The 25,022-nt window shown below is 69.3% G+C and carries 20 protein-coding genes and 1 pseudogene; 10 read left to right on the plus strand and 11 right to left on the minus strand.

Going from position 1 to position 25,022, the window contains the following annotated elements:
• Positions 1-28: 28 nt before the first annotated feature.
• The 3 genes and pseudogenes from RG19_RS18495 to RG19_RS05990 form a co-directional block, all read left to right on the plus strand.
• Positions 29-838 (plus strand): annotated as a pseudogene (locus RG19_RS18495) (YadA family autotransporter adhesin); the annotation flags it as partial.
• Positions 839-1,190: 352 nt separating this feature from the next.
• Complete coding sequence (locus tag RG19_RS05985; RefSeq protein WP_157515184.1) at positions 1,191-2,753, plus strand: S8 family serine peptidase; 1,563 nt, start codon at positions 1,191-1,193, stop codon at positions 2,751-2,753.
• 61 nt (positions 2,754-2,814) lie between these two features.
• Entirely contained in the window at positions 2,815-4,632 is a 1,818-nt protein-coding gene (locus RG19_RS05990) for a S8 family serine peptidase (protein ID WP_058834476.1), read from the plus strand.
• A 132-nt stretch (positions 4,633-4,764) separates the two neighbouring features.
• Here RG19_RS05990 and RG19_RS05995 read toward each other — a convergent pair whose 3' ends face one another.
• Positions 4,765-5,250: a VOC family protein gene (locus RG19_RS05995; protein WP_058834477.1), complete on the minus strand. Its 486-nt coding sequence runs from the start codon at positions 5,248-5,250 to the stop codon at positions 4,765-4,767.
• Between the two features lie 184 nt (positions 5,251-5,434).
• Between RG19_RS05995 and RG19_RS06000 the strand changes: the two genes are divergently transcribed.
• Positions 5,435-6,325 (plus strand): hypothetical protein, encoded by an 891-nt coding sequence (locus RG19_RS06000; protein ID WP_058834478.1) that lies wholly within the window; start codon positions 5,435-5,437, stop codon positions 6,323-6,325.
• Between the two features lie 26 nt (positions 6,326-6,351).
• On the opposite strand, the gene RG19_RS06005 is transcribed toward RG19_RS06000, so the two are convergent.
• Complete coding sequence (locus tag RG19_RS06005; RefSeq protein ID WP_058834479.1) at positions 6,352-7,245, minus strand: LysR family transcriptional regulator; 894 nt, start codon at positions 7,243-7,245, stop codon at positions 6,352-6,354.
• Between the two features lie 93 nt (positions 7,246-7,338).
• On the opposite strand from RG19_RS06005, the gene RG19_RS06010 reads away from it, so the two are divergent.
• Both RG19_RS06010 and RG19_RS06015 read left to right on the plus strand, forming a co-directional pair.
• Positions 7,339-8,166 (plus strand): SDR family oxidoreductase, encoded by an 828-nt coding sequence (locus RG19_RS06010; protein ID WP_058836446.1) that lies wholly within the window; start codon positions 7,339-7,341, stop codon positions 8,164-8,166.
• A 20-nt stretch (positions 8,167-8,186) separates the two neighbouring features.
• Complete coding sequence (locus RG19_RS06015; protein WP_058834480.1) at positions 8,187-8,735, plus strand: lipocalin-like domain-containing protein; 549 nt, start codon at positions 8,187-8,189, stop codon at positions 8,733-8,735.
• Between the two features lie 57 nt (positions 8,736-8,792).
• On the opposite strand, the gene RG19_RS06020 is transcribed toward RG19_RS06015, so the two are convergent.
• The gene (locus RG19_RS06020; RefSeq protein WP_058834481.1) at positions 8,793-9,641 is read right to left on the minus strand and encodes a hypothetical protein; all 849 of its coding nucleotides are present in this window, start codon (positions 9,639-9,641) and stop codon (positions 8,793-8,795) included.
• Between the two features lie 355 nt (positions 9,642-9,996).
• Between RG19_RS06020 and RG19_RS06025 the strand changes: the two genes are divergently transcribed.
• Complete coding sequence (locus RG19_RS06025; RefSeq protein ID WP_157515185.1) at positions 9,997-11,154, plus strand: M23 family metallopeptidase; 1,158 nt, start codon at positions 9,997-9,999, stop codon at positions 11,152-11,154.
• Positions 11,155-11,288: 134 nt separating this feature from the next.
• Here RG19_RS06025 and RG19_RS06030 read toward each other — a convergent pair whose 3' ends face one another.
• The 3 genes from RG19_RS06030 to RG19_RS06040 all read right to left on the minus strand — a co-directional run bounded on the left by RG19_RS06030 (position 11,289) and on the right by RG19_RS06040 (position 14,695).
• On the minus strand, positions 11,289-11,540 hold the full coding sequence (locus tag RG19_RS06030) for a hypothetical protein (RefSeq protein WP_058834483.1): 252 nt from the start codon (positions 11,538-11,540) through the stop codon (positions 11,289-11,291).
• 62 nt (positions 11,541-11,602) lie between these two features.
• Entirely contained in the window at positions 11,603-11,821 is a 219-nt protein-coding gene (locus RG19_RS06035) for a hypothetical protein (protein ID WP_058834484.1), read from the minus strand.
• 270 nt (positions 11,822-12,091) lie between these two features.
• Positions 12,092-14,695 (minus strand): TonB-dependent receptor plug domain-containing protein, encoded by a 2,604-nt coding sequence (locus tag RG19_RS06040; RefSeq protein ID WP_082672515.1) that lies wholly within the window; start codon positions 14,693-14,695, stop codon positions 12,092-12,094.
• A 358-nt stretch (positions 14,696-15,053) separates the two neighbouring features.
• On the opposite strand from RG19_RS06040, the gene RG19_RS06045 reads away from it, so the two are divergent.
• The 3 genes from RG19_RS06045 to RG19_RS06055 all read left to right on the plus strand — a co-directional run bounded on the left by RG19_RS06045 (position 15,054) and on the right by RG19_RS06055 (position 19,373).
• Positions 15,054-15,977 carry a WlaTC/HtrL family glycosyltransferase gene (locus RG19_RS06045; protein ID WP_162267055.1) on the plus strand — a complete coding sequence of 308 codons (924 nt, stop codon included), beginning with the start codon at positions 15,054-15,056 and terminating at the stop codon, positions 15,975-15,977.
• A gap of 195 nt (positions 15,978-16,172) precedes the next feature.
• Positions 16,173-18,323: an ATP-dependent DNA helicase DinG gene (gene dinG, locus RG19_RS06050; protein ID WP_058834486.1), complete on the plus strand. Its 2,151-nt coding sequence runs from the start codon at positions 16,173-16,175 to the stop codon at positions 18,321-18,323.
• Positions 18,324-18,440: 117 nt separating this feature from the next.
• Positions 18,441-19,373 (plus strand): pseudouridine synthase, encoded by a 933-nt coding sequence (locus RG19_RS06055; protein ID WP_082672517.1) that lies wholly within the window; start codon positions 18,441-18,443, stop codon positions 19,371-19,373.
• Positions 19,374-19,392: 19 nt separating this feature from the next.
• On the opposite strand, the gene RG19_RS06060 is transcribed toward RG19_RS06055, so the two are convergent.
• The 5 genes from RG19_RS06060 to RG19_RS06080 all read right to left on the minus strand — a co-directional run bounded on the left by RG19_RS06060 (position 19,393) and on the right by RG19_RS06080 (position 24,985).
• A complete protein-coding gene (locus RG19_RS06060) occupies positions 19,393-20,742 on the minus strand; it encodes an aspartate aminotransferase family protein (protein ID WP_058834487.1) in 1,350 nt (449 codons plus the stop codon).
• 90 nt (positions 20,743-20,832) lie between these two features.
• Complete coding sequence (locus RG19_RS06065) at positions 20,833-21,255, minus strand: VOC family protein (protein WP_058834488.1); 423 nt, start codon at positions 21,253-21,255, stop codon at positions 20,833-20,835.
• On the minus strand, positions 21,252-22,004 hold the full coding sequence (locus RG19_RS06070) for an iron-containing redox enzyme family protein (protein ID WP_058834489.1): 753 nt from the start codon (positions 22,002-22,004) through the stop codon (positions 21,252-21,254). Before RG19_RS06070 ends, RG19_RS06065 begins: the two co-directional genes overlap by 4 nt.
• A 280-nt stretch (positions 22,005-22,284) precedes the next feature.
• Positions 22,285-22,950: a hypothetical protein gene (locus RG19_RS06075; RefSeq protein ID WP_058834490.1), complete on the minus strand. Its 666-nt coding sequence runs from the start codon at positions 22,948-22,950 to the stop codon at positions 22,285-22,287.
• A 79-nt stretch (positions 22,951-23,029) separates the two neighbouring features.
• The gene (locus RG19_RS06080) at positions 23,030-24,985 is read right to left on the minus strand and encodes a PhoX family protein (protein WP_058834491.1); all 1,956 of its coding nucleotides are present in this window, start codon (positions 24,983-24,985) and stop codon (positions 23,030-23,032) included.
• Positions 24,986-25,022: the final 37 nt, after the last annotated feature.

Here is a 25,022-nt window from a genome sequence, read left to right on the forward strand (position 1 = left end):
CGTGGGTGGCGATGCCGGCGGACGCGATGCGGCGACGATCGGCGACGCGCGCACGTCGATCGCCATCGGGTCCAGCGCGAACGCGGGTGGCACCCATGGGATCGCCCTGGGTACGAACGCCTACGCCCACGGGCCCGACGACCTGGCGATCGGCGGCAATGCCCGCGTCGAGGCCGATGCCAGCACGGCCATCGGCACCAACACGCGGATCACCGCCGAGGCCACACGCGCCGTCGCGGTGGGCGAAGGCGCCAGCGTGAGTGCCGCCTCGGGCACCGCGATCGGGCAGGGTGCCTCGGCCACGGCCGAAGGCGCGGTGGCGCTGGGACAGGGATCGGTGGCCGACCGCGCGCGGACCGTGTCGGTCGGCAGTGCCGGCAACGAGCGCCAGATCGCCAATGTCGCCGCGGGCTCCGCGGATACCGACGCGGCCAACGTCGCGCAGGTCAACGCCGGTGTCGCCGAAGCCAGGACCTACACCGACACCACCGCAGCCCAGACGTTGACCTCGGCCAACACCTACACCGACCAGACGTTCGCGACCTGGAACGACAACTTCGACGTCTTCCGCGGCGATGTCGAGCGGCGTTTCCACGACCAGGACCGCCGCATCGACCGACAGGGCGCGATGGGCGCGGCGATGTTGAACATGGCGACCAGCGCGGCCGGCGTACGCACGCAGAACCGCGTGGGCGTGGGCGTGGGGTTCCAGGGCGGCGAGAGCGCGTTGTCGGTCGGCTACCAGCGGGCCTTGAGCGAGCGCGCGACGGTGACGGTGGGCGGGGCATTCAGCGGCGACGAGAAGTCCGTCGGCGTGGGCGCCGGTTTCGGCTGGTGAGCGCGCGAACGATCACGCCGCGGTGCCGATGCCGGCCCGCGGCCATGCGGCATTCCACACAGACACGAGGAATCACGAGATGATGAACAAGAAGACGCTCGGCCTGGCGATCGGCCAGGCCCTCATCGCGCTGGCGATGGCGACCGGCCCCGCGCAGGCGGCGGAGACCGCTGGCAAGGTGGACGTGGATTCGTTGCTCGGCCAGGAGGCGTTCGACCGCTTCCTGGTCAAGTACGCAGCCGGCGCTGCCGAGGCGACCGATGCAGGGACCGCGGAGCGCGGACTGGCATCGGCCGCCACGCGCTCCGGCTTGACGGGCGCGCGCCAGACGGCGGCCTCCTACGTGAGCGCCATGGGCGTGCCCGGCTGGCACGTGGTGCAGACCTCGCGGCGGCTGTCGCGCAGGGAGGCCGAGGCGTTCATGCGCGAGCTGGCGGCGGACCCCTCGGTGGCGCATGTGGCGGCGGACGAGGTGTACGTGCTCCCGCATGTGGAAGAAGCATCGGAGCGTCCCGACGATCCGCGCTACGGCACCAATCAGTGGCATTTCCATGACCCGCTCGGCGGCGTGAACGCAGAGGCCGCATGGGACCTCGCGAACGGAGATGGCGTCGTCGTCGCGGTGATCGACACCGGCATCGTCGAGAACCATGAGGATCTGCAGGAAAACGTACTGCCGGGCTACGATTTCATCAGCAGTGCGTCGAACTCGCGCCGTCCCCAGGCGGGCCGAGCCCCCGGCGGTTGGGACGTCGGGACCTGGCGTTCCGCGGGCTACTGTGGTGCCGGCACCGCTGCGAGGAACAGCAGTTGGCACGGCAGTCACGTTGCCGGGACCATCGCCCAGACGACCGACAACGGTTTGCGATACGCAGGCCTGGCGCATGGCGCCAGGGTGGTGCCCGTGCGCGTACTCGGTGCCTGTGGCGGATCGGCGCAGGACATCGCCGACGGGATCATCTGGGCCTCCGGGGGGACGGTTCCGGAGGTGCCGGCCAACGAACACCCGGCCGAGATCATCAACATGAGCCTCGGCAGTGTGAGCAGGACGACGTGTCCGGCTCTGTATCAGGACGCCATCGATACGGCCGTCGCCAACGGGTCGATCATCGTCGTGGCTGCCGGCAACGACAATGACCAGGCCGGGCTCTACACCATGTCCTCCTGCGACAAGGTCATCAGCGTGGGCGCGACGCGTGTGACCGGCGGCAAGGCGATTTATTCGAGCTACGGCGGCCGGGTGGACCTGTCCGCGCCGGGTGGCGGTGGCTCGGTCGACGGCAATCCGGAAGGCTATATCTGGCAGACGATCAACGCCGGAACCCAGCGTCCGACCGCGGAGTGGAAGGGCGGCGGCATGACAGGTACATCCATGGCATCGCCACACGTCGCCGCGGTCGCCGCGATGGTGCAGAGCGTGGCCGAGACGCCGCTGGACTGGCAACAGATGCGCGACCTGCTGGTGGAGACGTCCCGTCCGTTCCCGGCGTTCGTATCGGTGGACATGTCGATGGGGGCGGGCATCGTCGACGCGGCCGCGGCCGTCGACAGGGCGCTGGGCAACGCCAGATGCGACGGGCAGTCCGACAGCTGCAATCCGGATGCCGTGGTGTTGACGCGCAACGTGTCCCAGGCAGGCGTGTCCGTCGCGAAGGACGAACGCATCGTCTTCGAATACACCGCAGAGGCCGGCAAGGCCCTGACGTTCTCCACGGTCGGCGGGACCGGCGACGTGTCGATGTACGTCGGATTCGAGGCCGTGCCGACTGCTGACGAACATGCGTTCGCGTCCCGCCGTCCGGGCAACCGGGAGGTCGTGCGGATCGATGCGCGCCAGGTCCGCGCCGGCACCTACTACATCACGCTCGTCGGCGAGTCCGACGCCGCCAACGTCCTGATCGAAGCACGGCAGTAAGCGCGCCGGCCACGCAGGTGGCCGGTGCTTCTTCGACACCTTCTCCCGGAGACCACGACTCATGAAACGTCAGCATCGAACGCTTCACGCTCTGTCCTGCGCGATCGCCCTGTCCCTGGCCGCACCGGTGGCACTCGCCGCGGGACTGCAGTACGAACGCGTCAACCTGGGCACCCTGGTGGAGGGCGAGTCCTACAACGAGTTCATCGTCAAGTACCGCGAGGGCTCAGCGCAGCGTGAGCGCCCCGCGCAGCACCTGTCCGAAGCAGTCGGCCTGGCCTGGCGGCAGGTGTCGGGCACCGCCGCGGCGGGAGTGACCTACGTACGCCGCATGGCGGTCGGGGCCGATGTCATCCGGCTTCCCGCGGCCCTGGACGGTGCGCAGGCCACACAGTTGATGCAGCAGATCGCGGCCGATCCCGCGGTGGAGTATGTGGAACCGGTGGTGCGGATGGAGCGCTTCAGCCCGCCGGGCGATCCGCGGTGGGCCGAGCAGTGGCACTACCACACGCCGGCGGAGAGTGCCGGTGGCGTCAATCTGGTCGCCGCTTGGCCGCACGGGCGTGGGGAGGGGGTCGTCGTCGCGGTCATCGACACCGGCGTGACCGAGCATCCGGATCTCGCCGCCAATGTACTGATGGATGAGGGTTACGATTTCATCCTGCGTCAGCCCGGGGGTGCGGATCCCGGGGACTGGGAAGACCTGGAGTTCGGTTCCACGCGTTTTCTCATCACACCCAGCAGCTGGCACGGCACCCACGTCGCCGGCACGGTCGCCGCGGTGACCGATAACGGGATCGGTGTCGCGGGTGTGGCGCCCGATGCCGTGGTGCTGCCCGTGCGCGTGCTCGGATCTGCCGGCGGTACCAACGTCGACATTGCGGATGCCATCGTGTGGAGTGTGGGCGGTGCCGTGGAGGGTGCGCCCGAAAACCGCTTTCCGGCCGAAGTGATCAACATGAGCCTGGGCAGTGGTGCTCCCAGGGCATGTCCCAATGTGTACAAGGATGCGCTGGCTGAGGCGCACCGACGCAACGTGACGGTCGTGGTCGCCGCAGGCAACTCCGCCGGCAACGCAGCCGGCGAATGGGGGACCGGGTACACGATGGCCAACTGTTCGGATGAGATCATTGTTGTCGGCGGCGTCGGGCCGACGGGTACACGCGGAGGTGTGTCGCGGACCGGGGAGATCGGGGCGAGTGGATCCAACCATGGTGGGCGGATCGACCTCGCGGCACCGTACGGCATCGGATTCGGCAAGCCGGGTGCCGACGACATCCTGTCCACACTGAATACAGGAGAGCGTGGCCCTGAAGAACCCTCGTATGCGTTCTACTACGGCACTTCAATGGCCTCCCCGCACGTTGCGGGCGCGGTCGCCCTGATGCAGAGCGTGGCCCCCGAGCGCCTGCGCCCGGACCAGGTGAAGCGCATCCTGCAGGACACCGCGCGGGCGTTCCCGGTCGCGCTCGACAAGCCGTTGGGTGCAGGCATCCTGGATGTGGAAGCGGCGGTTCTCGCCGCCCAGCAGACCCCTTGCGACGAGACCGAGGCCGGCTGCGGGCCGTTGCCCGCACAGCAGTTGTTCGACGCGGTGCCGTTGACCCCGTTGTCGGGCGATGACGAGGGCGAGCGGTTCTATTCGTTCGAAGCCAGGGCCGGCAGCGTCCTGAACATCCTCGCGTCCGGGGGAACTGGGACGGCGGCCCTGCACGTCGCGTTCGATCGGGTGCCGACGGCGGACACCTACGATTTCCGATCGGTGCGCCCGGGCACCAACCAGGTGGTGCGCATCGCCGCGCCGAAGGCCGGGACGTACCACATCCGCCTGTCCGGAGAGTACGCACGGCTGACCCTGCGGGCCCAGCAGGCGCGCTAAGCCGGCTGCGCCGGCGCATGCAGCGTGCATCGTCCGACGTCGTCGCGATGACAGGCGACGTCGGACGACCCGACCGCACGGGGCTGCGTAGCGTGTCCCGCTTGCAGGCCGATGGCGACCTGCCGGCGTTCGTCACGTGTTGCCGCGTACGGCGGCCTGGATGGCGGCGATGTCGATCCTGCGCATCGTCATCATCGCGTCGAAGGCGCGTTTGGCCGCGGCGCGGTCGGGACTGGTGATCGCCTCGGTCAATGCCCGGGGGGTGATCTGCCACGACAGGCCCCATCTGTCGCGGCACCAGCCGCATGCGCTTTCCTCGCCGCCGTTGCCGACGATGGCCGCCCACAACCGGTCGGTTTCGGCCTGGTCGTCGGTGGCGATCTGGAACGAGAACGCCTCGCTGTGCCTGAAGGCATCCCCGCCATTCAGGCCGAGGCAGGGAATGCCGAGCACGCTGAAGTCGACCGTGAGCACATCGCCCTCCCGGCCCGACGGGAAGTCGCCGGGTGCGCGGTGCACGGCGTGGACGGCGCTGTCGGGGAAGGTGTCGGCATAGAAGGTGGCGGCATCGAGCGCGGTGCCGTCGTACCAGAGGCAGATGGTGTTCTTGTGGATCATCGCGGTTCTCCGGAAAAAAGGCCTGCCGTTCTGCGACGAACCGCAGGGGGCCGCATCGACAGCGGATATGGGGCATCTCCCGACATCCACTGTCGCGGACCGCACCGGTTCGTCGATCCGCACGGCTTGCCCTGATCTTCATGGGTGTCCGCGTACCAAGGGACCTCGGTGTCCTGGAGGTCACATGCGCTTCGGCTGCGTGTTCATCGCGATGCTCGGTCTGGCCGGTTGTGCCACCGGCGACCGTGACGCACCTCTCCCGGCGGCGTCAGCAGCGTCGGCCGGTGCGAACGGGGCGTCGCTGGACGCGCTGGAGTTCGTCGGACCGCAGACCGAACTGGCGGCATCGACGGCATCGGTGGTGCTGCTGGGTCATGGCGAGTACGCGCGCAATCGTCAGGTCTGCCTGGAGCTGACGCGATCCCGCGCACCGGCCGCGCTAGCGGTGGCCGACGGCGTCGACGCGATCCCGATCCGCGTGCCGATGCAGGAGGACCGCCTCGACCCGCAGGGGCTGCGGGACTGCGGCTATGTCCTCGGCGCGTACGACTACGCACGGGCGCAGACGTGGATGGTGCGCCTGGGCGTGGAAGACCGGCGCGGTCCGTTTCTGGTGACGCTGTTTCCGGACCGCCTCGACGGCGATCGGGAACCGTTCCTGCTGGCCGATGCGTCGGACCTGGACGCGGCGCGGATCACGGATCTGGTGGCCGATTGGCAGCGCTCGCTGCAGGCCGCCTCGGCGGAGATGGAAGACACCGCCGGCGGCAGCGCCGGTCCGCCGGAGGCGCTGCCCGAACGGGATGCCTCGCGATTCTGCAGCCTGGCCGGGGATGCGATCCGTGTCACCGGGCCGGTCCTCGTGGAGGTCGGCCGGCAGGCCTTCCTCCATTATCCCGGCGTCAGCCTGGTGTACGGCCTGGTGGGGAGTACCGGCGCGGGCAGTGCCGCGGCGACGGCGCTCCGGATCGACCGCGACGGCGCGGTGGGCGCAGTGGGCGGGGGCGCCCGGACCGCTTGCGTGCAGATGCGGAGCTGGATCCAGCAGCGCATCCTGCGACGCGACGGGGAATAGACGCGTCGATCGCGCGCGGCGCGATGTCAGCGCGCGGTGTCGCGAACGACCGCGATGAACGCCCGCAGCGGTGCGGGCACATGCCGGTAGCTGGCGTAGTAGAGACAGTTGCCGGGGGCGGCAGGGGTCCAGTCGTCGAGGACGAGGACGAGCCGCCCGGCGTCCAGTGCGGGCCGGGCGAAGAGGTCGGGAACGAAGGCGATGCCCTGGCCGGCGACGGCGGCCTCCACCATCAGGTCGTTGTCGTCGAGGCTCAGGGCGCCGGGGACGTCGAGGGCGATGGCCTGGTCGCCGCGCTCGAACTCCCAGCGGTAGCGCTTGCCGCTGGGCAGACGTTGGCGGATGCAGCGATGCGCCATCAGATCGGCCGGTGCGACGGGAGCGCCGGCCGCCGCGAGATAGCCGGGCGAGGCCACCGCGACGAAACGGATGGGGTCGCCGAAGGGCACGGCCACCATGTCCTTCGGTACCGATTCGGCCAGCCTCACGCCGGCATCGAAGCCTTCTTCCACGATGTCCACCAGCTCGCCGCGGGTGACCAGGTCCAGCGCCACACGGGGATGACGTTGCAGGAACGCCGGAACCACATGGCGCAACAGCCAGCGCGCGCCGCCCCGGTTGGCATTGATGCGCAGGGTGCCGACCACCTCGTCCTCGCCATGGCTGACGGCATCCAGCGCATCGTCGAGTTCGTGCAGCAGTGGCGTCAGCCGGTTCAGCAGCTGCGCACCGGCTTCGGTGAGGGCGACGCTGCGGGTGGTCCGATGCAGCAGGCGCACGCCGAGACGCCGCTCGAGGGTCTTGAGCGCGTGGCTGAGCGACGAGCGCGAGACGCCCAGGGCATCGGCCGCCTTCTGGAAGCCCCGATGCCGGGCGACGTGTGCGAATGCTTGAAGGTCGGCGAGGGTGACGCGGTCCATTGGTGAAAATCTATCACCGAGTCGTTCGTATTGGTCAGTCTTATCGCCAGGTCGGTGGGTGCCTATCGTCGTGGATGGACCTTTCAGGAGCACATCATGAAAACGTGGTTGATCACCGGCGCCTCGTCCGGACTCGGCTTGAGCATGACCACCCGCCTGCTGGCGCGCGGCGACCGGGTGGTGGCGTGCGGGCGGCGTTCGGCACCGTTCGACGCACTCCTCGCCACGGCCGGCGAACGGTTGCGGGTGGCGACGTTCGACATCACCGATACCGCAGCGCTCCGGCGTGAAGTGGACGCGGCGTTCGCCGCGATGGGCCGCATCGACGTGGTCGTCGGCAATGCCGGCTACGGCCTGTTCGGGGCGGCGGAGGAGGTCACCGATGCGCAGATCGAGCGCCAGTTGGCCACCAATCTCACTGCCTCGATCCAGCTGATCCGTGCGGTCCTGCCGCATCTGCGTGCGCAGGGCGGGGGACGGATCGTGCAGGTGTCGTCCGAAGGCGGACAGGTGGCGTATCCGAACTTCAGCCTCTATCACGCCAGCAAATGGGGAATCGAGGGGTTCTGCGAGGCGGTGGCGCAGGAAGTAGCCCCGTTCGGCATCGAGGTGGTCATTGCCGAGCCCGGCCCGACCGCGACCGGCTTCGGTGCGGGACTCGACCATGCGGCGCCGATGGAGGTCTACGACGGGACGCCTGCCGGCGATGTCCGGCGCGCGGTGGCGGACGGTGCGTTCGAGGTCCGCGGCGATGCGGAGCGGACGGTCGAGGTGATCGTGCAGGTGGCCGATGCCGCGAGCCCGCGGCGCCGGATCGCGCTGGGCAGCACGGCGTTCGAGAACATTCATGCGTCGCTGACCGCCCGGCTGGACGACCTGGTCGCGCAGAAGGCGCTCACATTGCGTGCGGATCGCCAATGACGGCCCGGCGCACATCCCGCATGGCCCGTCTCGTGGGCGCACTGATGGCCGGGGCCGCCGCCGTGTCGGCGGCGTTGCCGGTCGCGGCGCAAGCGCCCGGGGCGCCCAACGAGATGGTCGGGGTCTGGCGCATGGTCTCGGCCACCCTGGAGGGTGCCGACGGTGTCGAGCAACCGTATGGCGCGCAGCCGCAGGGAATGCTGGTGTTCACCCCCGACATGCACTTCGTCGAGGTGCTCACCGCTGGCGACACGCCGCGTTTCGCCTCCGACGTGCGCGGCGGCGGTACCGATGCGGAGAACCGCCGCGCGATGGCCTCGTCGATCGGATTCTTCGGCACCTATCACGTGGATGCGCAGGGACGGTTCGCGGGCAACCGCGTCGAAGGCGCCACCTTCCCCAACTGGGTGGGTGCCGAGCGCACGACCCGGGACCTGCAGCTCAGGGTGGAGGGCGATCGGATGTACGAGACCTTCACCCGTCCCGATGGCGGACGGCTGAGCGCCGTCTTCGAGCGTGCGCGGCCGGCCGGGGTGGCCGTGTCCGACCCGGAGACGCCGGCCGAGTGAGACCCCGCCGCGGCATCGCACGTGGATGGATCCGCGCGCGACGCCGCGCGAACCGGCTCAGCCGCGCGAACGCACCAGTGCGCTCTGCAAAGTCTCGACCTGGCCGCGCAGGAGTTCGTTCTCGCGCTCGAGCTCCTTGACCCGCTTCTGCAGGGCCTTGACGTCGACCGGCGGCGCTTCGGCCGTGTCGGTGGCGGTGTCGCCAGCGTCGTCGACGACACCGCCGGCGCGCGGACGCTTCTTCGCATCCCGGGCGCGTTTGGCCGCCTGTTTGAGTTCGGATCGGCCGGCCTGGGCGGCGCTGCGCTGTTCGTCCTCGGGCAGGCTGGCCACCGCGGCGGCGGCGCTGATCGAAATGTCGCCGGCCTTGAGCGCATGCACCACTTCGGGCGTGGCCTGGGCGTGGATCCGCTCGATCATCGCCACCTGGTTGCTGCTGAGCTTGGCCTCGCGGGCGAGTTCGGCGCGGCTGACCGGGACCGGCGTGTCGTCCCACGGCGGGGTGTCGGACGCGGCAGCGTCGACGGCGGGCGCTTCGCCAGCCTCTTCGGTCGCGCCGGTCGTGACCGGCTGGGCCCGCTTGCGTGCGGCCAGGATGTCGCGCTTGCGCAGGGCGAGCACGCCGCGCTGGTAGTCGGACACGCTGCGGCGGCCGAGGTGCTGCTCGATCATCCACAGGTGGACATCGTCCATCGACTGGAAGCGGGTGTTCTGCACGGTGTTGAAGGGCAGCCCGTGCTTCTGGCACAGCCCGTACCGATTGTGGCCGTCGACGAGGACCTCGCCCCACAGCACCAGCGCGTCGCGGCAGCCCTCGGTGAGCAGGCTGCGCTCCAGCGCTTCGTGCTCGTCGGGGGTGAGCGGGTCGATGTAGGCCTTGAGTTCTTCGAGGACGACGATGTTCATGCGATCTTGCAACGGCGCGGGGCGCGCATTGTACGGGCCCGGTCGACCGGAGGCAGCGTCGACTTTTCCGACGCGATGTGGTGTGGGCACGCGCCCGCGCCGTCTCCCGCGCCGTCTGCCGCCGCGCGCAGGAACGGCTCGTCCCGTCGACAGCAGCCGGCGGACGGCGCGTGGATTCGGTGACCGGGCGCGCAATCGGGGTGCGCCCGCGCGCACAACTCGCGACATCGACCCTCGACGGTCGGTGGCGGCCTGCGACAGAGTCGATGGATCGCATCCCATCGGGGCAGGGGACGCGTGCGGCGCGCGCCGCCGCCGGGGGGCGGCTACCCCACCATTGAACAGGAGATTCGCAATGCGCACCGGAACCAAGTCGGCATTGAGTGTGGCGGTATTGAGCGGTTGCCTGATGGCGATCATGGCGAGTCCCGCGGTCGCATCCGATCGCGAGGCGTCGCTGGGCAGCGACGATCTGCTCTATTCCTACGACGAGATGTTCGATTTCGACATCGAGGCCTATCTCTCGCAACGCGCTCCGCATCTGCTGCCGTACGCCGAGACCATCTCGCACTGGGCCGGCTACAGCCGGATCAGCCCGAAAGTCCTGATGGCCTTGATGGAACAGCGCAGCGGCGTGATCACCCGCGAGCGCGCGGCGGCGGACGCGCTGCGTCGTCCGTTGGGCGATCTCGCCGAGGCCGACGGTTTCGGCGAGCAGGTGCGCGAGGTGGCCGTCGCCCTGCGGCAGGCCCTGTACGAGCGGGAGGATCCCGATCTCGATCACGTCGGCCGGGTGAAGCTGGCGCGCGTCAACCCCTTGCAGTCGCTGTACCTGCAGGCGGGCGAGACCGAATCCAGTGCGGCGGTGCTCGGCGATTCCGAATTCCAGCTGGCCTATGCCCGCCTGTTCAACGAAGCGCGCAAGGCGGCGCCACCGTCGCCGGAGTTCGCCAGCGCACAGACGGATGCGGTCGTCGCCAGCCCGCCGAACGGCTTCCTGCAGTTCCCGTTTCCGCGCGGGGCGCGCTGGCATGTCGGCGGCGCGCACACCAATACCGGGCAGGGCAGTTATCCGATGTCGTCGCTGGACATGTCGCAGGGCGGTGGCTGGGGCAGCAACCAGAGCCATCTGTGGGTCTCGGCGTCGGCGGCCGGCCGGTTCGTGCGCCATTCCTCCTGTTTCGCCGAGGTTGTGCATTCCGGGGGCTGGTCGACGACCTACTACCATCTGATGAACATCCAGTACGGCACCAATGCCCAGGTGTCGGCCAACACGGCCATCGCCAATCCAGCCAACACGCAGTCCCAGGCGCTGTGCAACGGCGGCGCCTCGACCGGTCCGCACCAGCACTGGTCGCTCAAGCAGAACGGCAGCGACTACCACCTCAACGGGGTGATCCTGGCGGGTTACACGATCACGGCCACCGGCAGCAGCTACGACACCAATTGCAGCCGCTTCTATCTCCGCCGCAACGGCAGCAATTTCTGCGCGGGTTACTTCACCAACCCCTGATCCGCGCGTCTGCGAAGTATTGCGTGTGTGGAGAGCCTGCCCGACGCCACGGCGTCGGGCAGGCGTCGATACCAGGGCGCGCAGGGCATTGACATGGGCCTATCGCAGCGTCGCGACGCGCCGGCGTGGCGGGTTCACCAGGGCAATTCGCCGTCGCAGTCGTAGACCTGCTCGACACTGTGCGCGGTCTGCTGTCCCCAGCTTCCCAGATCGCACGCGCCGTGGCTGTGGGCACCGACGAGTGCGCCGCTGGCGTCGTAGTAGAACGTCACCCACACATGGCGCGGCACGTGGGCCTGTGCCATGGCGGCCGAGACGAACAACGTACCGGTCAGCAGCAGTCCGAGTCCGGTGACGATGCGGTTTGCCTTCGCGAGATCCTGCATGATGCGTTTCCTCGGGTCGTGTCGAATGGGGCTTCGAAGTGCCCTGCCGGGCAGGCGTCGCGTCAGAGGTAAAGGCATGCGCCCTGCCATTGGCAGATCTTGTAGGGCTGCCACTCGCTGCCGTCGCAGCGCCAGTAGGTGTCGATGTTGCCGTCGCCGGTGACGGTTTCCTCGCCGGCGACGGTGCAGGGCTGCACCGGCGTGGCGGGTACGCCACCCGCGGCGAACAGGAAGCCGACGCCGAGGAGCATGGCGGCCGCGTGTTTGATGAAGTTGTGCATGTCGATGATCTCCCTGCCGCCAGAAGTGGCCGTCGGTACGGTGGCGGCTGCCGGCACCGACGCGAGTCCGCTCAGGGTCGGTGTTTTTCTCGTGCCCGACCGAGGCCGGGATCACCGTTTGGCTGGCGGCTCCGGCATGAATGCGGGTGTACGGACCTCCGCGTCCGCAGGCTCGGTCGCCGGCGCCCTCCCGGACACGACGACGCCCCGGCATCTGCCGGGGCGTCGCGGATCGCGGCGGTGGCCGCATGCGGCCCGATAGGGCGGACGTCAGAACGTCCAGCCCACCCGCGCGTAGTAGAACCCGCCGTTGAAGCCGTAAGGCGAGTGCACCGGGTAGGCGGCGCCGGAGACGGCACGCCCCCAGGGGTTGTCGCGCGGCACGCGGTCGAACAGGTTCTGCGCGCCGACGTTGACGTACAGGCCCGACGCGAACTTCCAGCCCACCTCGAGATCGACGATGGTCGCACTGCCGTTGTCGATCGGCAGGCCGCCGGCCTCGGCCGAGATGACGCCGCTGTCGACATGGTCCTCGAACCAGGATCCGTAGTAGGCCAGGCGCAGGTTGGCGTGGAAGATGTCGCGCTGGTGGTTGACGCTCAGGTAGCCCTTGGTCTTGGGCAGCGACTCCTCGATCTTGTACACCCGCGCCTCGTCGACGAAATCGGCATTGAAGCGGTCGACCTCGGTGCGGTTCCAGTTGCCGGCCAGCGAGTAGGTGGTGGTACCGCCGAAATGGTCGCTGGTGTAGCTGGTGACCAGATCCACGCCGGTGGTGGTGGTGTCGAAGGCATTGCCGAAGTAGGTCACCGAGGTCAGCGACGCGGCCTCCGGATTGCCTGAGGCCACCAGCTGCGCGCGCTCCTCGTCGGTGAGCTCGAAGCTCGAGCTCAGCGCGATGCGGTCGTCGACCTGGATGCGGTAGGCATCGGCGGTGACCAGCCAGGGACCGCTGTCCCAGACCAGGCCGAGCGACACGTTGGTGGATTCCTCCGGCGTCAGCGGCTGTGCGCCCTTGAGCGCGGCGATCGGATCGGTCGGCGGCAGGGTGGCGATGTCGACCAGCCCGGTGCCGGCGAACACGGTGCTGATCTGGCTGATGTTGGCCTGGCCCGGCGTGGGCGCGCGGAAGCCGGTGTTGACCGCGCCGCGGATGGCGAAGGTGTCGGTGAAGTCGAACCGGCCGGTGAGCTTGCCGTTGGTGGTGCTGCCGAAGTCGTCGAAGTCCTCGTAGCGCACCGCCGCGGCGAGCAGGAACTGATCGGTGATCTGGGCCTCGGTGTCGAGGTAGACGGCCCAATTCTCGCGGGCGTGCTTGCCTGCGGTGCGCTGGCTGAAGCCGTTGAAGCCGTTGGAGCCCAGCGCGAAGCCCTGGTCGGTCAACGGTCCGATCCCGGTGGAGGCGGCGTCGCCGGCGACGATTTCGAACTCCTCCTTGCGCCACTCCAGACCCATGGCCACGCTCAGCGGCTGGGCGGTGAACGCGGTTTCGAAGTCGCGGCCGACATCGAAATTGAACGCGGTCTCGGTCTGCACGTTGCCGCCGGGCTGGAAGTAGAGGCCGGCCGGCTGGTCGGGTCCCTGCGACGCGTTGATGGTGTTGTAGATGTAGAAATCGATCTCGTTGCGGCCGTAGGAACCGCTGACGTCCCAATACCAGTCGCCGCCCCAGTTGCCCTTGGCGCCGGCCACGACGGAGCTGTCCTCCAGCTCGCCGCCGAAGCGCGGGGTGAAGCCGCCGGGCAGGCTGGACAGGAAGGTGAAGCAGTTGTCGGGCAGGGCCGACACCGCGGCACCGACGGTGCTGTAGGGCAGGAGGTTGCCTGCACCGTCGCGCAGGGCGATGGTCGGGCAGCCGCCTGCGCCGGTCAGGTCGCCGATCAGCAGGGTATTGCCGCCGTCGTTGGAGTAGACCCCGGAACGCGAGGTCGGGTCGCGATAGTAGAAGCCGCCGTCGACTTCGCGCTTGGCGTAGTTGCCGAACAGGTAGAAATCGGCGTACTCGCCGGAAATGCCGGTGTTGGCGACCAGTTTGAAGTCCTGCTTGACCTCGGGCGAGCCCCAGACCTGAGCCGGGTCGGGCACGCCCGGATAGCCGGCGGCGGCCGCGGCGGCGGCGTCGTCGCGCTGCACGCTGCGCGACGTGGCATCGGCTTCGCGCCATTCCGCGGTGATGGTGGCGAAGCCGCGCTCGGTCATCGGCAGGCCGATCTGCGCCGAGTACTGGGTGGTGAAGCCGTCGCCCTGGTAGTACTGGCCGGCGAAGACTTCGGCGGTGCCGCCTTCGCGCAACTCCTTGAGGCCGAAGTTGATCACGCCGGCGATGGCGTCCGACCCGTACTGGGCTGCGGCGCCGTCGCGCAGGACTTCCACCTGCTGCAGTGCCAGCGAGGGGAACACCGACAGGTCGGGACCCTGTGCGCCATCGGACAGGCCGTGGCCGAGGAAGGTGATGACGGCCGAGCGGTGGAACCGCTTGCCGTTGACCAGCACCAGGGTGTTGTCCGGCGGCAGGCCGCGCAGGTTGGCCGGGCGGACGAGGCTGGCCGCGTCGTCGATCGGAATGGTGCTGACGTTGAAGGAGGGCACCAGCACGCGCAACTGGTCGAGCGCATCGGTCGCGCCCTGGTTGCGGAATTCGTCTGCGGCGATGATGTCGATGGGGACCGCCGACGAGGAGACCGAGCGCGGTTGGCTGCGGGTGCCGAGGACGGACACCGTATCCAGTGTCGCGGCCTCTTCCGAGGGCGGTGCGGGTTGCTGTGCGAATGCGGTGCCGCTGGTGGCGATGAGGGCGGTGGCCAGTGCGGTCCTGACCGCCATGGTCAGGCGCGCGGTGGCGATTCCCCGGTGCTGCCGATCGTACGTGTCCATTCAGTGCGTCCTTCTTGGAAGCTCATTGGTGGGTTCCCCTCCCCCCGTTCCGGCAGCCGGCCTGAGCCGCTGCTGCACCGCAGCACTGTTAACAGAAAGTAAATGTTCGGACAACGAATGGTGGCGTCTGAAACCGTTGTCATTTCCGAAATGCGACTCACGTCAATACCAATGCGTATGGTGGGTCGCCATTCCGTCGCCGCGGCGGCGTCGCTTCGTCCAGCCGGGGGGCACGTGGTGTCGGCGTGGCCGGTCTCTGAGAACGGCTGCCGGCGCGCTCCGCCGGACCGGGACGAGTGACAGATGCCGGGGAGGCCGGAATAATCCGGCGGCTGTGCCTGCCGGACCGGAGATCCGCGTGTCCATCGATATCGTCACCGCTTTCTTCGACATGGGCCGCGATGGCTGGTCGGGCTTCGAGCGCGGCAATGCGCGCTATATCGAGTACTTCCGTTTCTGGGCGCGGCTGCGTAACCGGGTCGTGGTCTACACCAGCCCGGAGTTCGCCCCTCGGGTGGAGGCCATCCGCGACGCATTCGGCCTGGCCGACCGCACCACGGTCGTGGCCGTACCCGATGTCCACGCCCTGGATGCGGACATGTACCGGCGGATCGACGCGGCGATGGGGCAGGACATCGGGTTGAACTTCCACAAGGACATCCGGCGGCCGGAGTCCTGGAGCGCGAAGTACAACTACTTCATGGCGATGAAGTCGTACTTCATCGTCGATGCGATCGAGAAGGGCCTGGTGGACGGCACCGTGGCGTGGATGGATTTCGGCTTCAACCACGGGGGTGGGGGTGGGTTGATCGATGCCACGGAGTTCGATTTCGAGTGGCGACACGACTTCGCGCCGAAGGTGCATCTGTTCCTCGCCGAGGACATGGACGCCGGGCGCCCGATCTTCGACATCGTCCGGACCATGGACGTCTACGTGCAGGGCAACGTGATCGTGGCGCCGGCGGCACTGTGGCCGGAGTTCCGCCGGCTGACCCGCGAGGCCATGCTGAGCCTGACCCGCTGCGGCCTGTGCGACGACGACCAGACCCTGGCCGTGATGACATGGCGCGAGCGCCCAGACCTGTTCGAACTGCATCGCGTGCAGCACTGGTACGACGCGGTGAAGTGTTTCGGCGGCGAACATCTGAGCGTGGCCGCGTCCGAGCCGCGGCGTAGCCGCCTGTACCGGTCCAACAAGTACCGGGCACGGATCTTTCTGGCCGAGGGACGGTACCGGCTGGCCTGGCGGCAGATCGCCAATTACTTCAGGAAGCGGCCCTGACCCCGAGGGGTAACGCCGCCCTGGCGGGACACGATCGGACGCGGACCGCATGCCGGTCGTGTGCGCGGGTGTCGGCGTCGGCACGGTCCGGATGTCGCGTCCTGGCCTGAACAGGCCCGCCGCCCCCGTCGCGACGGGGGGCCGGGACGCGGTCCGGAAGGCGACGCGATGCCTGCTTTCCCGGACAATGGCCGGATGACCGAATCCGCTTCCCCCTCGGCCGGCGCCGCCACACCCGAACCGCCGGCACGCACGTTGACCGAGGCGGTCAAGGAAGACGTCCGCCAGGCCTATCAGCGGCTGCAGGCGAACACGCCCGGGTTCTCGCCGCGTCGCGCGCAACGGCAGATGATCGGCGTGGCCACGCGCGCACTGGCCAGCAGCGGCGGCATCGCGGTGATCCAGGCGCCGACCGGCGTCGGCAAGAGCCTGGGCTATCTGAGCGCGGGTGTGCCGGTGGCGCTGGCGACCAACCGCAAGCTGGTGATCAGCACCGGCACCGTGGCGCTGCAATCGCAGCTGGTCGATCGCGATATTCCCGCCTTCCTGAAGGCGACCGGCCTGGACGCGCGGGTCGCGCTGGCGAAGGGGCGTACGCGCTACCTGTGTCCGCGCAATGCGATCGAACTGCACGCAGGCCCCGGCCAGGCGTCGATGTTCGGCGACGAGGCTCCCTCGGAGCCGGGCGAGAAACTCTACGACCGGCCGCCGACCTCGCTGGAGATCGAGGCCGCGGGGCGACTGATGCAGGCGCTGGCCGATCGCGACTGGGAGGGCGATCTCGACGACGCCCCGGTGCCGGTGTCGCCCGCATTGCGCCGGCACGTGACCACGCCGTCGTCCGGATGCTCCGGCCGGCGTTGCGCGCACGCCCTGCAATGCCCCGTGCTGAAGGCACGCACCACCGTGCGCGAGGCGCAGATCGTGGTGACCAACCACGCGCTGCTGCTGGCGTCGCTGATGCAGGGCGAGATCGAGAACGGCCAGCCGTTGCTGGCGCCGCCGGGGGAAATGCTGCTGGTGGTCGACGAGGGCCACCATCTCGCCGGCGTGGCGATCGACCAGGGCGCGGCCCGGCTGGCGCTGGGCGATGCCGCGCGCCAGGTGCGACGCATGGAATCGCTGATCGCCAGTGCCTACCGCACGCTGGACAAGGACACCATCGCCAAGCTGCTGCCGGGCGAGGCGGTCGATCTCGCAGCGGGTCTGGCCAAGCAGCTCAAGGCGTTCCGGACCGACCTGGAGCAGGCATGGACGCCGGCGCCGGGCGATCGCGAACCGGTGTGGCGCGCGCCGCTGGGGCGCCTGCCCGACGACTGGATGCCGTCGATCGAGGCGTTGGCCGACGACACCCGGAACCTGCGCAACTGGGTCCATGCGGCCCAGCAGATGGCGGCCAAGGCCAAGCCCGACGATCCCTTGCGTGAGCGCCTGTTGCGCACCCTCGGGCCGGTACTGGAGACGATGGAACAGCAGGACGCGCTGTGGACCGGCTGGCGCCGCGAGGACCGCGAGGGCCAACCTCCGATGGCGCGCTGGTTGAGCATGGATCGCGATGGCGAGCTGCATTGCCATGCCTCGCCGGTCTCGGCGGCGCAAGTGCTGCGGTCGCTGATCTGGCGCGACGTGGATGCGGCGGTGATCACCTCGGCGACCTTGGCCGGCGGTCACGATTTCCAGGCGTTCGCCGCCGAAAACGGCGTGCCGGGCCACGCCGAGATGGTCTCGCTGGATTCGCCGTTCGACCTGCAGCGGCAGGCGCAGCTGGTGGTGCCGCGGTTTCCGGTGGCGCCCGACGATCGCGAGGGTCACCCGCGCGAGATCGCGCGCTACCTGGATGCGGAGCTCGACTGGAACCGCGGCAGCATGGTGCTCTTCACTTCGCGCTGGAAGATGGAGAAGGTCGCCGAACTGATGCCGCAGGCGCGACGCGACGCGGTGCTGGTGCAGGGCCATGCCAACAAGCGTCAGGTCGTCGCCGAACACCTGCAGCGGATCGCCGGCGGCCGCGGCTCGGTCCTGTTCGGGTTGAACTCGTTCGGCGAAGGCCTGGACCTGCCGGGCGAGGCCTGCACCACCGTGGTGATCACCCAGGTCCCGTTCGCGGTGCCGACGGATCCGCAGACCGCGACGCTGGGCGAATGGCTGGAGAGCCGGGGGCTCAATCCGTTCGCGCTGATCGCGATTCCGCATGCGCTGCGGACACTGACCCAGTTCGCCGGTCGTTTGATCCGCACCGACACCGACACCGGGCGGGTGATCATTCTCGATTCGCGCCTGCTGACCAAGCGCTACGGGCCGCAGATCCTGGATGCGTTGCCGCCGTTCGAGCGGGTGATCGGCTAGTGCGTCCGTCCGGACCGGATGCGATCCGCCTCACCGCGTGGCGAAACCTGTTGCCCGCGCGCCCGATCCACGGAGGTTCCGGTTGCCGGGCGCATCGGATGAAGAAAGGGAAGCGCGATGCACGTCCGTCCGACTGCGACGCGTCGGAGTGACGGGGTGACGCCTGGAACCCGCGCGCTGCGCGACGGCGTGCCCGCAAGTCGGTTGCAGCTGCCGCCTGGCGACTGGACCACGGTGCTCGATGCGCTGTGCGACCGCTTTCCCGCGATCGACCGCGCGACCTGGCGCGACCGCTTCGCGCGCGGGCGGGTGCTGGATGCGGCGGGTCATCCGCTCGCCATGCATGCGCCGTACCGGCTCGGTGCGGAGATCCAGTACTTTCGCGAGGTCGACGACGAACCTCGCGTGCCTTTCGAGGCCGTCGTATTGCATGCGGACGCGCACCTGGTGGTGGCAGACAAGCCCCATTTCCTGCCGGTGGCGCCGACCGGCGCGTTCGTGCGCGAAACCCTGCTGGGGCGGTTGGTGCAAGGCCTGGGCAATCCCGACCTGGTGCCGCTGCACCGGATCGATCGCGCCACCGCCGGGCTGGTGCTGTTCTCGGCCGATCCCGGCAGTCGCGCCCGCTACCAGGCGCTGTTTCGCGAACGGCGCATCGACAAGACCTACCAGGCCCTGGCACCCGCGCTGCCCGCGCTCGCGTTTCCGCACGTGCGCCGCAGCCGGCTGGCGCGCGGCGAGCCGTTCTTCCGCATGTGCGAGGTGCCCGGCGAGGCCAACAGCGAAACCCGCATCGATGCGCTGCAGGCCTCCGGCCCGATCTGGCGCTACCGGCTGCACCCGCTCAGCGGACGCAAGCACCAGTTGCGGGTGCACATGGCCGCGTTGGGTGCGCCGATCATGGGCGACGAGCTGTATCCCGACGTGGCATTACGCGATCGGCAGGACTACGGCACGCCGTTGCGTCTGCTGGCACAGGCGCTGGCGTTCGACGACCCGCTCGACGGTCGGCCGCGCCGGTTCGAAAGCGCGATACGGCTGGAAGTCTGACGGCGCCGAAGCGACCGGCCTACGACAACGCGTCGGCGAGCGCCTCGTCGAGCAGGCCCAGACCGGTCTGCAGCGTCTGTGCATCGGCGATCAGCGGCGGCGCGATGTGGAGCCGGTTGGCGACGACGAACGGCCACAGCCCGCGTGACTTGCACGCCGCAGTGAGCGCCTGCATCGGCGCATTCGCCGCGCCCTGGGCGTTCCACGGCACCAGCGGCTCGCGCGTGTCGCGGTCGCTCACCAGTTCCACCGCCCAGAACATGCCGAGGCCGCGAACTTCACCGATGCTGGGATGGCGCGCGTGCAGATCGCGCAGGCCGGGGCCGAGCACGTGCTCGCCCATCGCGCGCGCGTGTTCGATGACGCCTTCGTCCTCGTAGAGCCTGATACAGGCGACTGCCGCCGCGCATGCCAGCGGATGACCCGAGTAGGTCAGCCCGCCCGGGTAGGGGCGGTCCACGAAGCCGGCGGCGATGTGTTCGGCGATCAGCACGCCGCCCAGCGGAACGTAGCCGGAATTGACGCCTTTCGCGAATGCGATCAGGTCCGGGACCACATCCCAGCGGTCGAGCGCGAACCACTCGCCGCAGCGGCCGAAACCGCACATCACTTCGTCGGCGATCATCACGATGCCGTGCGTGTCGCACAGCCGGCGGACGCCGGCCAGGTAACCGTCGGGCGGCACCAGGATGCCGCTGGAGCCGACCACGGACTCGAGCACGATCGCCGCGATGGTGCCGGGCCCTTCGGCCTGGATGGTCGCAGCGAGATGGGCGAGGGCGCGTTCGCACTCCTGTTCCGGCGTCGTGGCGTGGAAGGCGGAGCGGTACGGATAGGGGCCCCAGAAATGGACGAAGCCGGCGGCGACGGGTTCCGACCCCCAGCGACGCGGGTCGCCGGTGGCGGCGATCGCGCCGGAGGTCGCGCCGTGGTAGCTGCGGTACGCGCTCAGGATCTTGTGCCGGCCGGTGTGCAGGCGCGCCAGGCGAAGGGCGTGCTCGATGGCCTCGGCACCGCCGTTGGTGAAGAACACCTTGTCCAGCGTGCCGGGTGCGTGCGAGGCGATCAGCCGTGCCGCTTCGCCGCGCACCGGCGTGGTGTGGTACGGCGCGATGGTGCACAGGCTGGCGGCCTGGGCCTGGATGGCCGCGACGATGCGCGGGTGCTGGTGTCCGGCGTTGGCGTTGACCAGCTGGCTGGAGAAGTCCAGCCAGCGGCGCCCGGATTCGTCGTGGAAGTACGCGCCTTCGGCACCGGTGACGACCACCGGATCCACCGCACCCTGGGCCGACCACGAATGGAAGACGTGGGCGCGGTCGTCGTGCCAGGCGGGCGAGCGGTCAGTGGCGGAAGCGTTCGGGTCAGACATGTGCGGCTGGGGTCCGTCGGGTGCGGGCTCCCGAGTTGAACACGAATGACCGCACCGCCGCAGCCCGGCGGTGCGGATCGTGGGAGCGGCTCAGGGAATGAAGGTCTGCTCCGGGTCGTCGAACGACTTGAACTCGAGCGCGTTGCCCGAGGGGTCGAACAGGAACATCGTCACGTGCTGGCCCGGCTTGCCTTTCAGCCGCAGGTGCGGCTCTTCGTGAAAGGCGACGCCGGCGTCCTTGAGTCGGCGCGCCAGCGCTTCCCAGCGCGAGCGATCGAGATTCATGCCGAAGTGCGGTACGGGCACCGCTTCGCCATCGAACTTGCCGGTCTGCAGCGGTTCGCCGTCGGCGGAAATGTGCGCGACCAGGTGGTGGCCGAAGAAATCGAAGTCCTGGTACGTGACGTCGCTGCGGCCCTGGGGGCAGCCCATGACGTCGCCGTAGAAGCGCCGCGCCTCGTCGACGTCGCGCACCGGAAACGCCAGGTGGAACTGGTTGATGTTGCCGCTCACTGCACGGTCTCCCGCTCGAGGTGGCGTTCGCGTGCGTGCACGTGCGGATCGACGTAGGCGCTGAAGATGTTCTCCCAGAACTGGTTCCAGGCGACGATGCTGCGGTCGTAGCCGCGGGCCAGTTCCGGCAGCACGTCGGGATCGGCGCGGAGGTAGTTGTCGATGGCGGCGCGGGTGAGCTCGCCGTGGATGATGTCTTCCTCGCCGGTGTGGATGGTCCAGAAGTCCCAGTCGATGACGTCGGCATGCTCGCGCATGTACGGGTTCTGCCGCATGTGCTCGAACATCACCGCGAGATAGGTCTGGCACAGACACTCGCCGCCCATGCCGCGCAGGCCGACGCCGGATGCGACGGATTGCGTGGCCAGATCGCGGGTCAGGCCCTGCAGCACTTCGACGTTGGCCGGCAGTTGCCGCTCCAGCGCCTCGGGCGCCACGCCGATACTGAGCAGGAAACGGTCGTAGACGTCCGGGTGCGCCTTGGCGGGATCGCCTTCGCCCAGTTCCTCGGCGAGGATCTCGCTGAGCAGGCTGCGCAGGCCGCCGAAGGGAAGGCGCGCGACCAGCAGCGCGAGATCGGTGATGTAGTCGATGGTAAAGAAGCGGTACTGCACGCAGACGTCGCGCAACGCCTCGATCGGCAGTTCCGACAACGGTTTCATCTTGGCCGCGGCGATCGCTTCGGTGCGCTCCTTGGCGGCATCGGCGAGCTGCCAGAACCGGTCTCGGGTCAGGGGGGCTTGCGTCACGGGGTCTCTCCGGAATGGGCGGGCAGCCGCGCGGCGAGACAGGAACCGCGAGTGTGGCGCAGCGGTGGCGTCGCGACCTCGCGGTTGCGCCCGAAGCTAGCGTGGCCGATGGCGTCGAAACAAGGACGGCGGTGGCCGTTTTGGATATGCGGTCGCAGCAAGCAACGAAGGATGCGAACGCGGTCACGCTGCGACCGGGCGCCGGTGGGACCGGCGCTCGCGGATGCATCGAGGAACGACGGCGCGCCACCCTGCGCGCCGTCGGTGACGCTGCGCAGGGTCAGCGCGGGGGGCAGCGCCGCGCGGTGTCGTCGGCGATCGCGCGCGCGCGGGCCTCCTGGTCGTCGCCCGGGCCCACCGTCTCGGTGATGCAGGGGGCGGCGCCGGAAAGACGGACCGGCAGCAGGTAGGTGGTCTTGACCGTGGGCTGCTCCGGATCCTCGGCGATCTCGTAACGCGCGATCAGCGCGTGCGGGGCGAAGCCGTCGTCGGCGCGCGTGCCGCGCCATTCGATCCGGTCGCCGAGGTCGCCGAACCCCGCGCCGGTATGTTCGGGCACGCGAAGGCTGGTGAAGTCGGCCGTCGGCGTGCGCACGAACAGGTTTTCTCGACCGTCGGATTCGATCCTTCGCACCGCGTAGCCGGCGGGGCCTTCGCATTCGGAGGCGCGATAGCCGGCTTCCTCCGGACGCGAGGCGGTTTCGGCGCAGTCGCGGATGGAGGTGTGCTCCGAGACGTGGCCATCGGCCTCGGTGGCGGCGGCGGATTCATGAGCGGGAGCGGTGTCGTCGGGTGCGGCGACGGTGTCGCCGGTCGCCGTGTCGGCAGCCGGCCTGTCGGCGGTGTCGGGCGCGCGCTCCGCGGGCGGCGCGCTTTCGGGCGCGCACGCCGCGGCCAGCAAGGTCAGCGAGGCGCCGAGCGCGAGCCGTGCGAGGGGAAGCGTCATGCGGAACTCCTGTCGTAACGGATGCGGCAGGAGTCTGGCGGTCCATGCGCTAACGGCGCGCGAACGGCGCATCGACGGCTCAGGTCCCGACGATGCCGCCGTCGCGGCGGGTGACGACCACGGTCGCCGACCGCGGCTTGAGGCGGTTGCCCGGCCAACCGCTGCCGCCTCCTTCGCCGGGATGCTGGATGTTGACGAACAGGGTCCGGCCGTCGGGCGTGCTCACCACGCCGGTGACTTCGCAGCCGTTCGGCCCGACCAGGAACCGCTTCAGCTCGCCGGTGGCGGGGTTCGCGACCAGCATTTGGTTGTTGCCGAACGGGCCGCTGCCGAGCTGGCTGCCGCTCATGTCGGTCTGGATCCACAGCAGGCCGTTGTGGTCGAACCACAGACCGTCCGGACTGGCATGGATGTTGTCGTCGTCGAGCGGCTGGAGGTCGGGTCCGAGACTGTCTTCGGCGGTGCCGCTGAGCAGGAAGAGATCCCAGGTGAACGCGGTGGCGTCGCTGCGTCCGGCCTGTTCGTCGAAGCGGATGATGTGGCCGTAGGGGTTGGGGCCACGCGGATTGGCTTCGTCGACCCGGTCGGGGCTGCGTGCGCTGTTGTTGGTCAGGGTGAAGTACACCGCGCCGGTGTTCGGATCCACCGCGCCCCATTCCGGGCGGTCCATCGGCGTCCCGCCGGCGATGTCGGCGGCCAGCCGGGTGTTGATGAGCACGTCGCCCTGGTCGGCGAACGCGACGCCGGCCTCGCGCGCGGCGGCGGCGAAGGTGGGATCGTCGAGATCCAGCGCCAGCCATTCGCCGTGGCCGTCATCGTGGAAGCGGGCGACGTAGAGCGTGCCGTCGTCGAGCAGCGTGCCCGGTGCGCGGCCGGGCGTGTAGCTCTCGCGGCTGACGTACTTGTATATGTATTCGTTCTGCGAATCGTCGCCCATGTAGGCGGCCAGGCGCTCGCCAGGGCGCGGCTGCGAGAACACCAGACCTTCGTGGGCGAAGCGGCCCAGGGCGGTGCGCTTGACCGGGATGCTGCCGGCGTCGAACGGATCGATCTCCACGATCCAGCCGAAGTGGTTGGGTTCGTTGCGGAAATCCAGCGCCGGATCGTCGCCGTGCGGCGTGGCGTCGAACCGCGTCTCGACGGTTTCCCAGCGATAGCGGCCGCTGCCGGTGGCGACGCCGTAGCGGCTGTGCTCGCGCGGGCGCTCGCCGCGGTTGACGAAGTAGCCGGCCCAGTTCTCTTCGCAGGTCAGATAGGTCCGCCACGGAGTGAAACCGTGGGCGCAGTTGTTGAGGGTGCCGCGGGTGGCGGTGCCCTCGGGGCTGTGGCGGGTGCGCAGCTTCGCGTGCCCGCGCGCCGGTCCGGCGATCGTCATCGGCGTGGCGCCGGTGACGCGGCGGTTGTAACGGCCGCGCACGGTGACCCATTCGGTGCCGCGACGGCGGAGCTCGACCACGCTGACGCCGTGGGCGGCGATTTCCTTGCGCACCTGGTCGGCATCGCGGATCCCGTTCCGGGTCACCGGGCCATCGGGATGCAGGGCGAGGGCGTCGATGTATTCGTGGTTCATCACCAGCAGGCCGGCGCTGGAACGATGCAGCGCATCGCCGCGCAGCGGAAAGAAATGCATGCCGTCGTGGTGCATGCCGACCTGCTGCTCCTGTTCGGCGCCGGAGTTGAGGCCGCCGTCGCGGTACGGCGGATAGCGGCCGGCGATGGGCTCGCCCCAGGGCAGGATCACCGAGAAGGTGTACTCCGGTGGCACGATGATGTCGTCCCCGCGTCCCACCGGCACCGCGGTGAAGCCGAGCGGGCTTCGACGGCCCGGAAACGCCGGCTTGCCCGGCGCGGCGAGGGCGCCGGCGCTGCCGAGCAGGCCGAGGCCGACCGCGAGACCGATGCCGCCCTGCAGCAGGCGCCGGCGCTTCAGGCGCACGTCGAGCACATCGGCGAAGTGGGGGTTGCCCGAACGGTTGCTGTCTTCGTGATCGAAATCGTGTTCGCCGTACGGGATCGGCGCATGTGGCTGGGTCATCGGCTGGCCTCGCTGTGGTCGTTGGCTGGAATCCGGA

Origin of the sequence: Luteimonas abyssi, assembly GCF_001482195.1 — a bacterium.
GTDB lineage: Bacteria > Pseudomonadota > Gammaproteobacteria > Xanthomonadales > Xanthomonadaceae > Luteimonas > Luteimonas abyssi.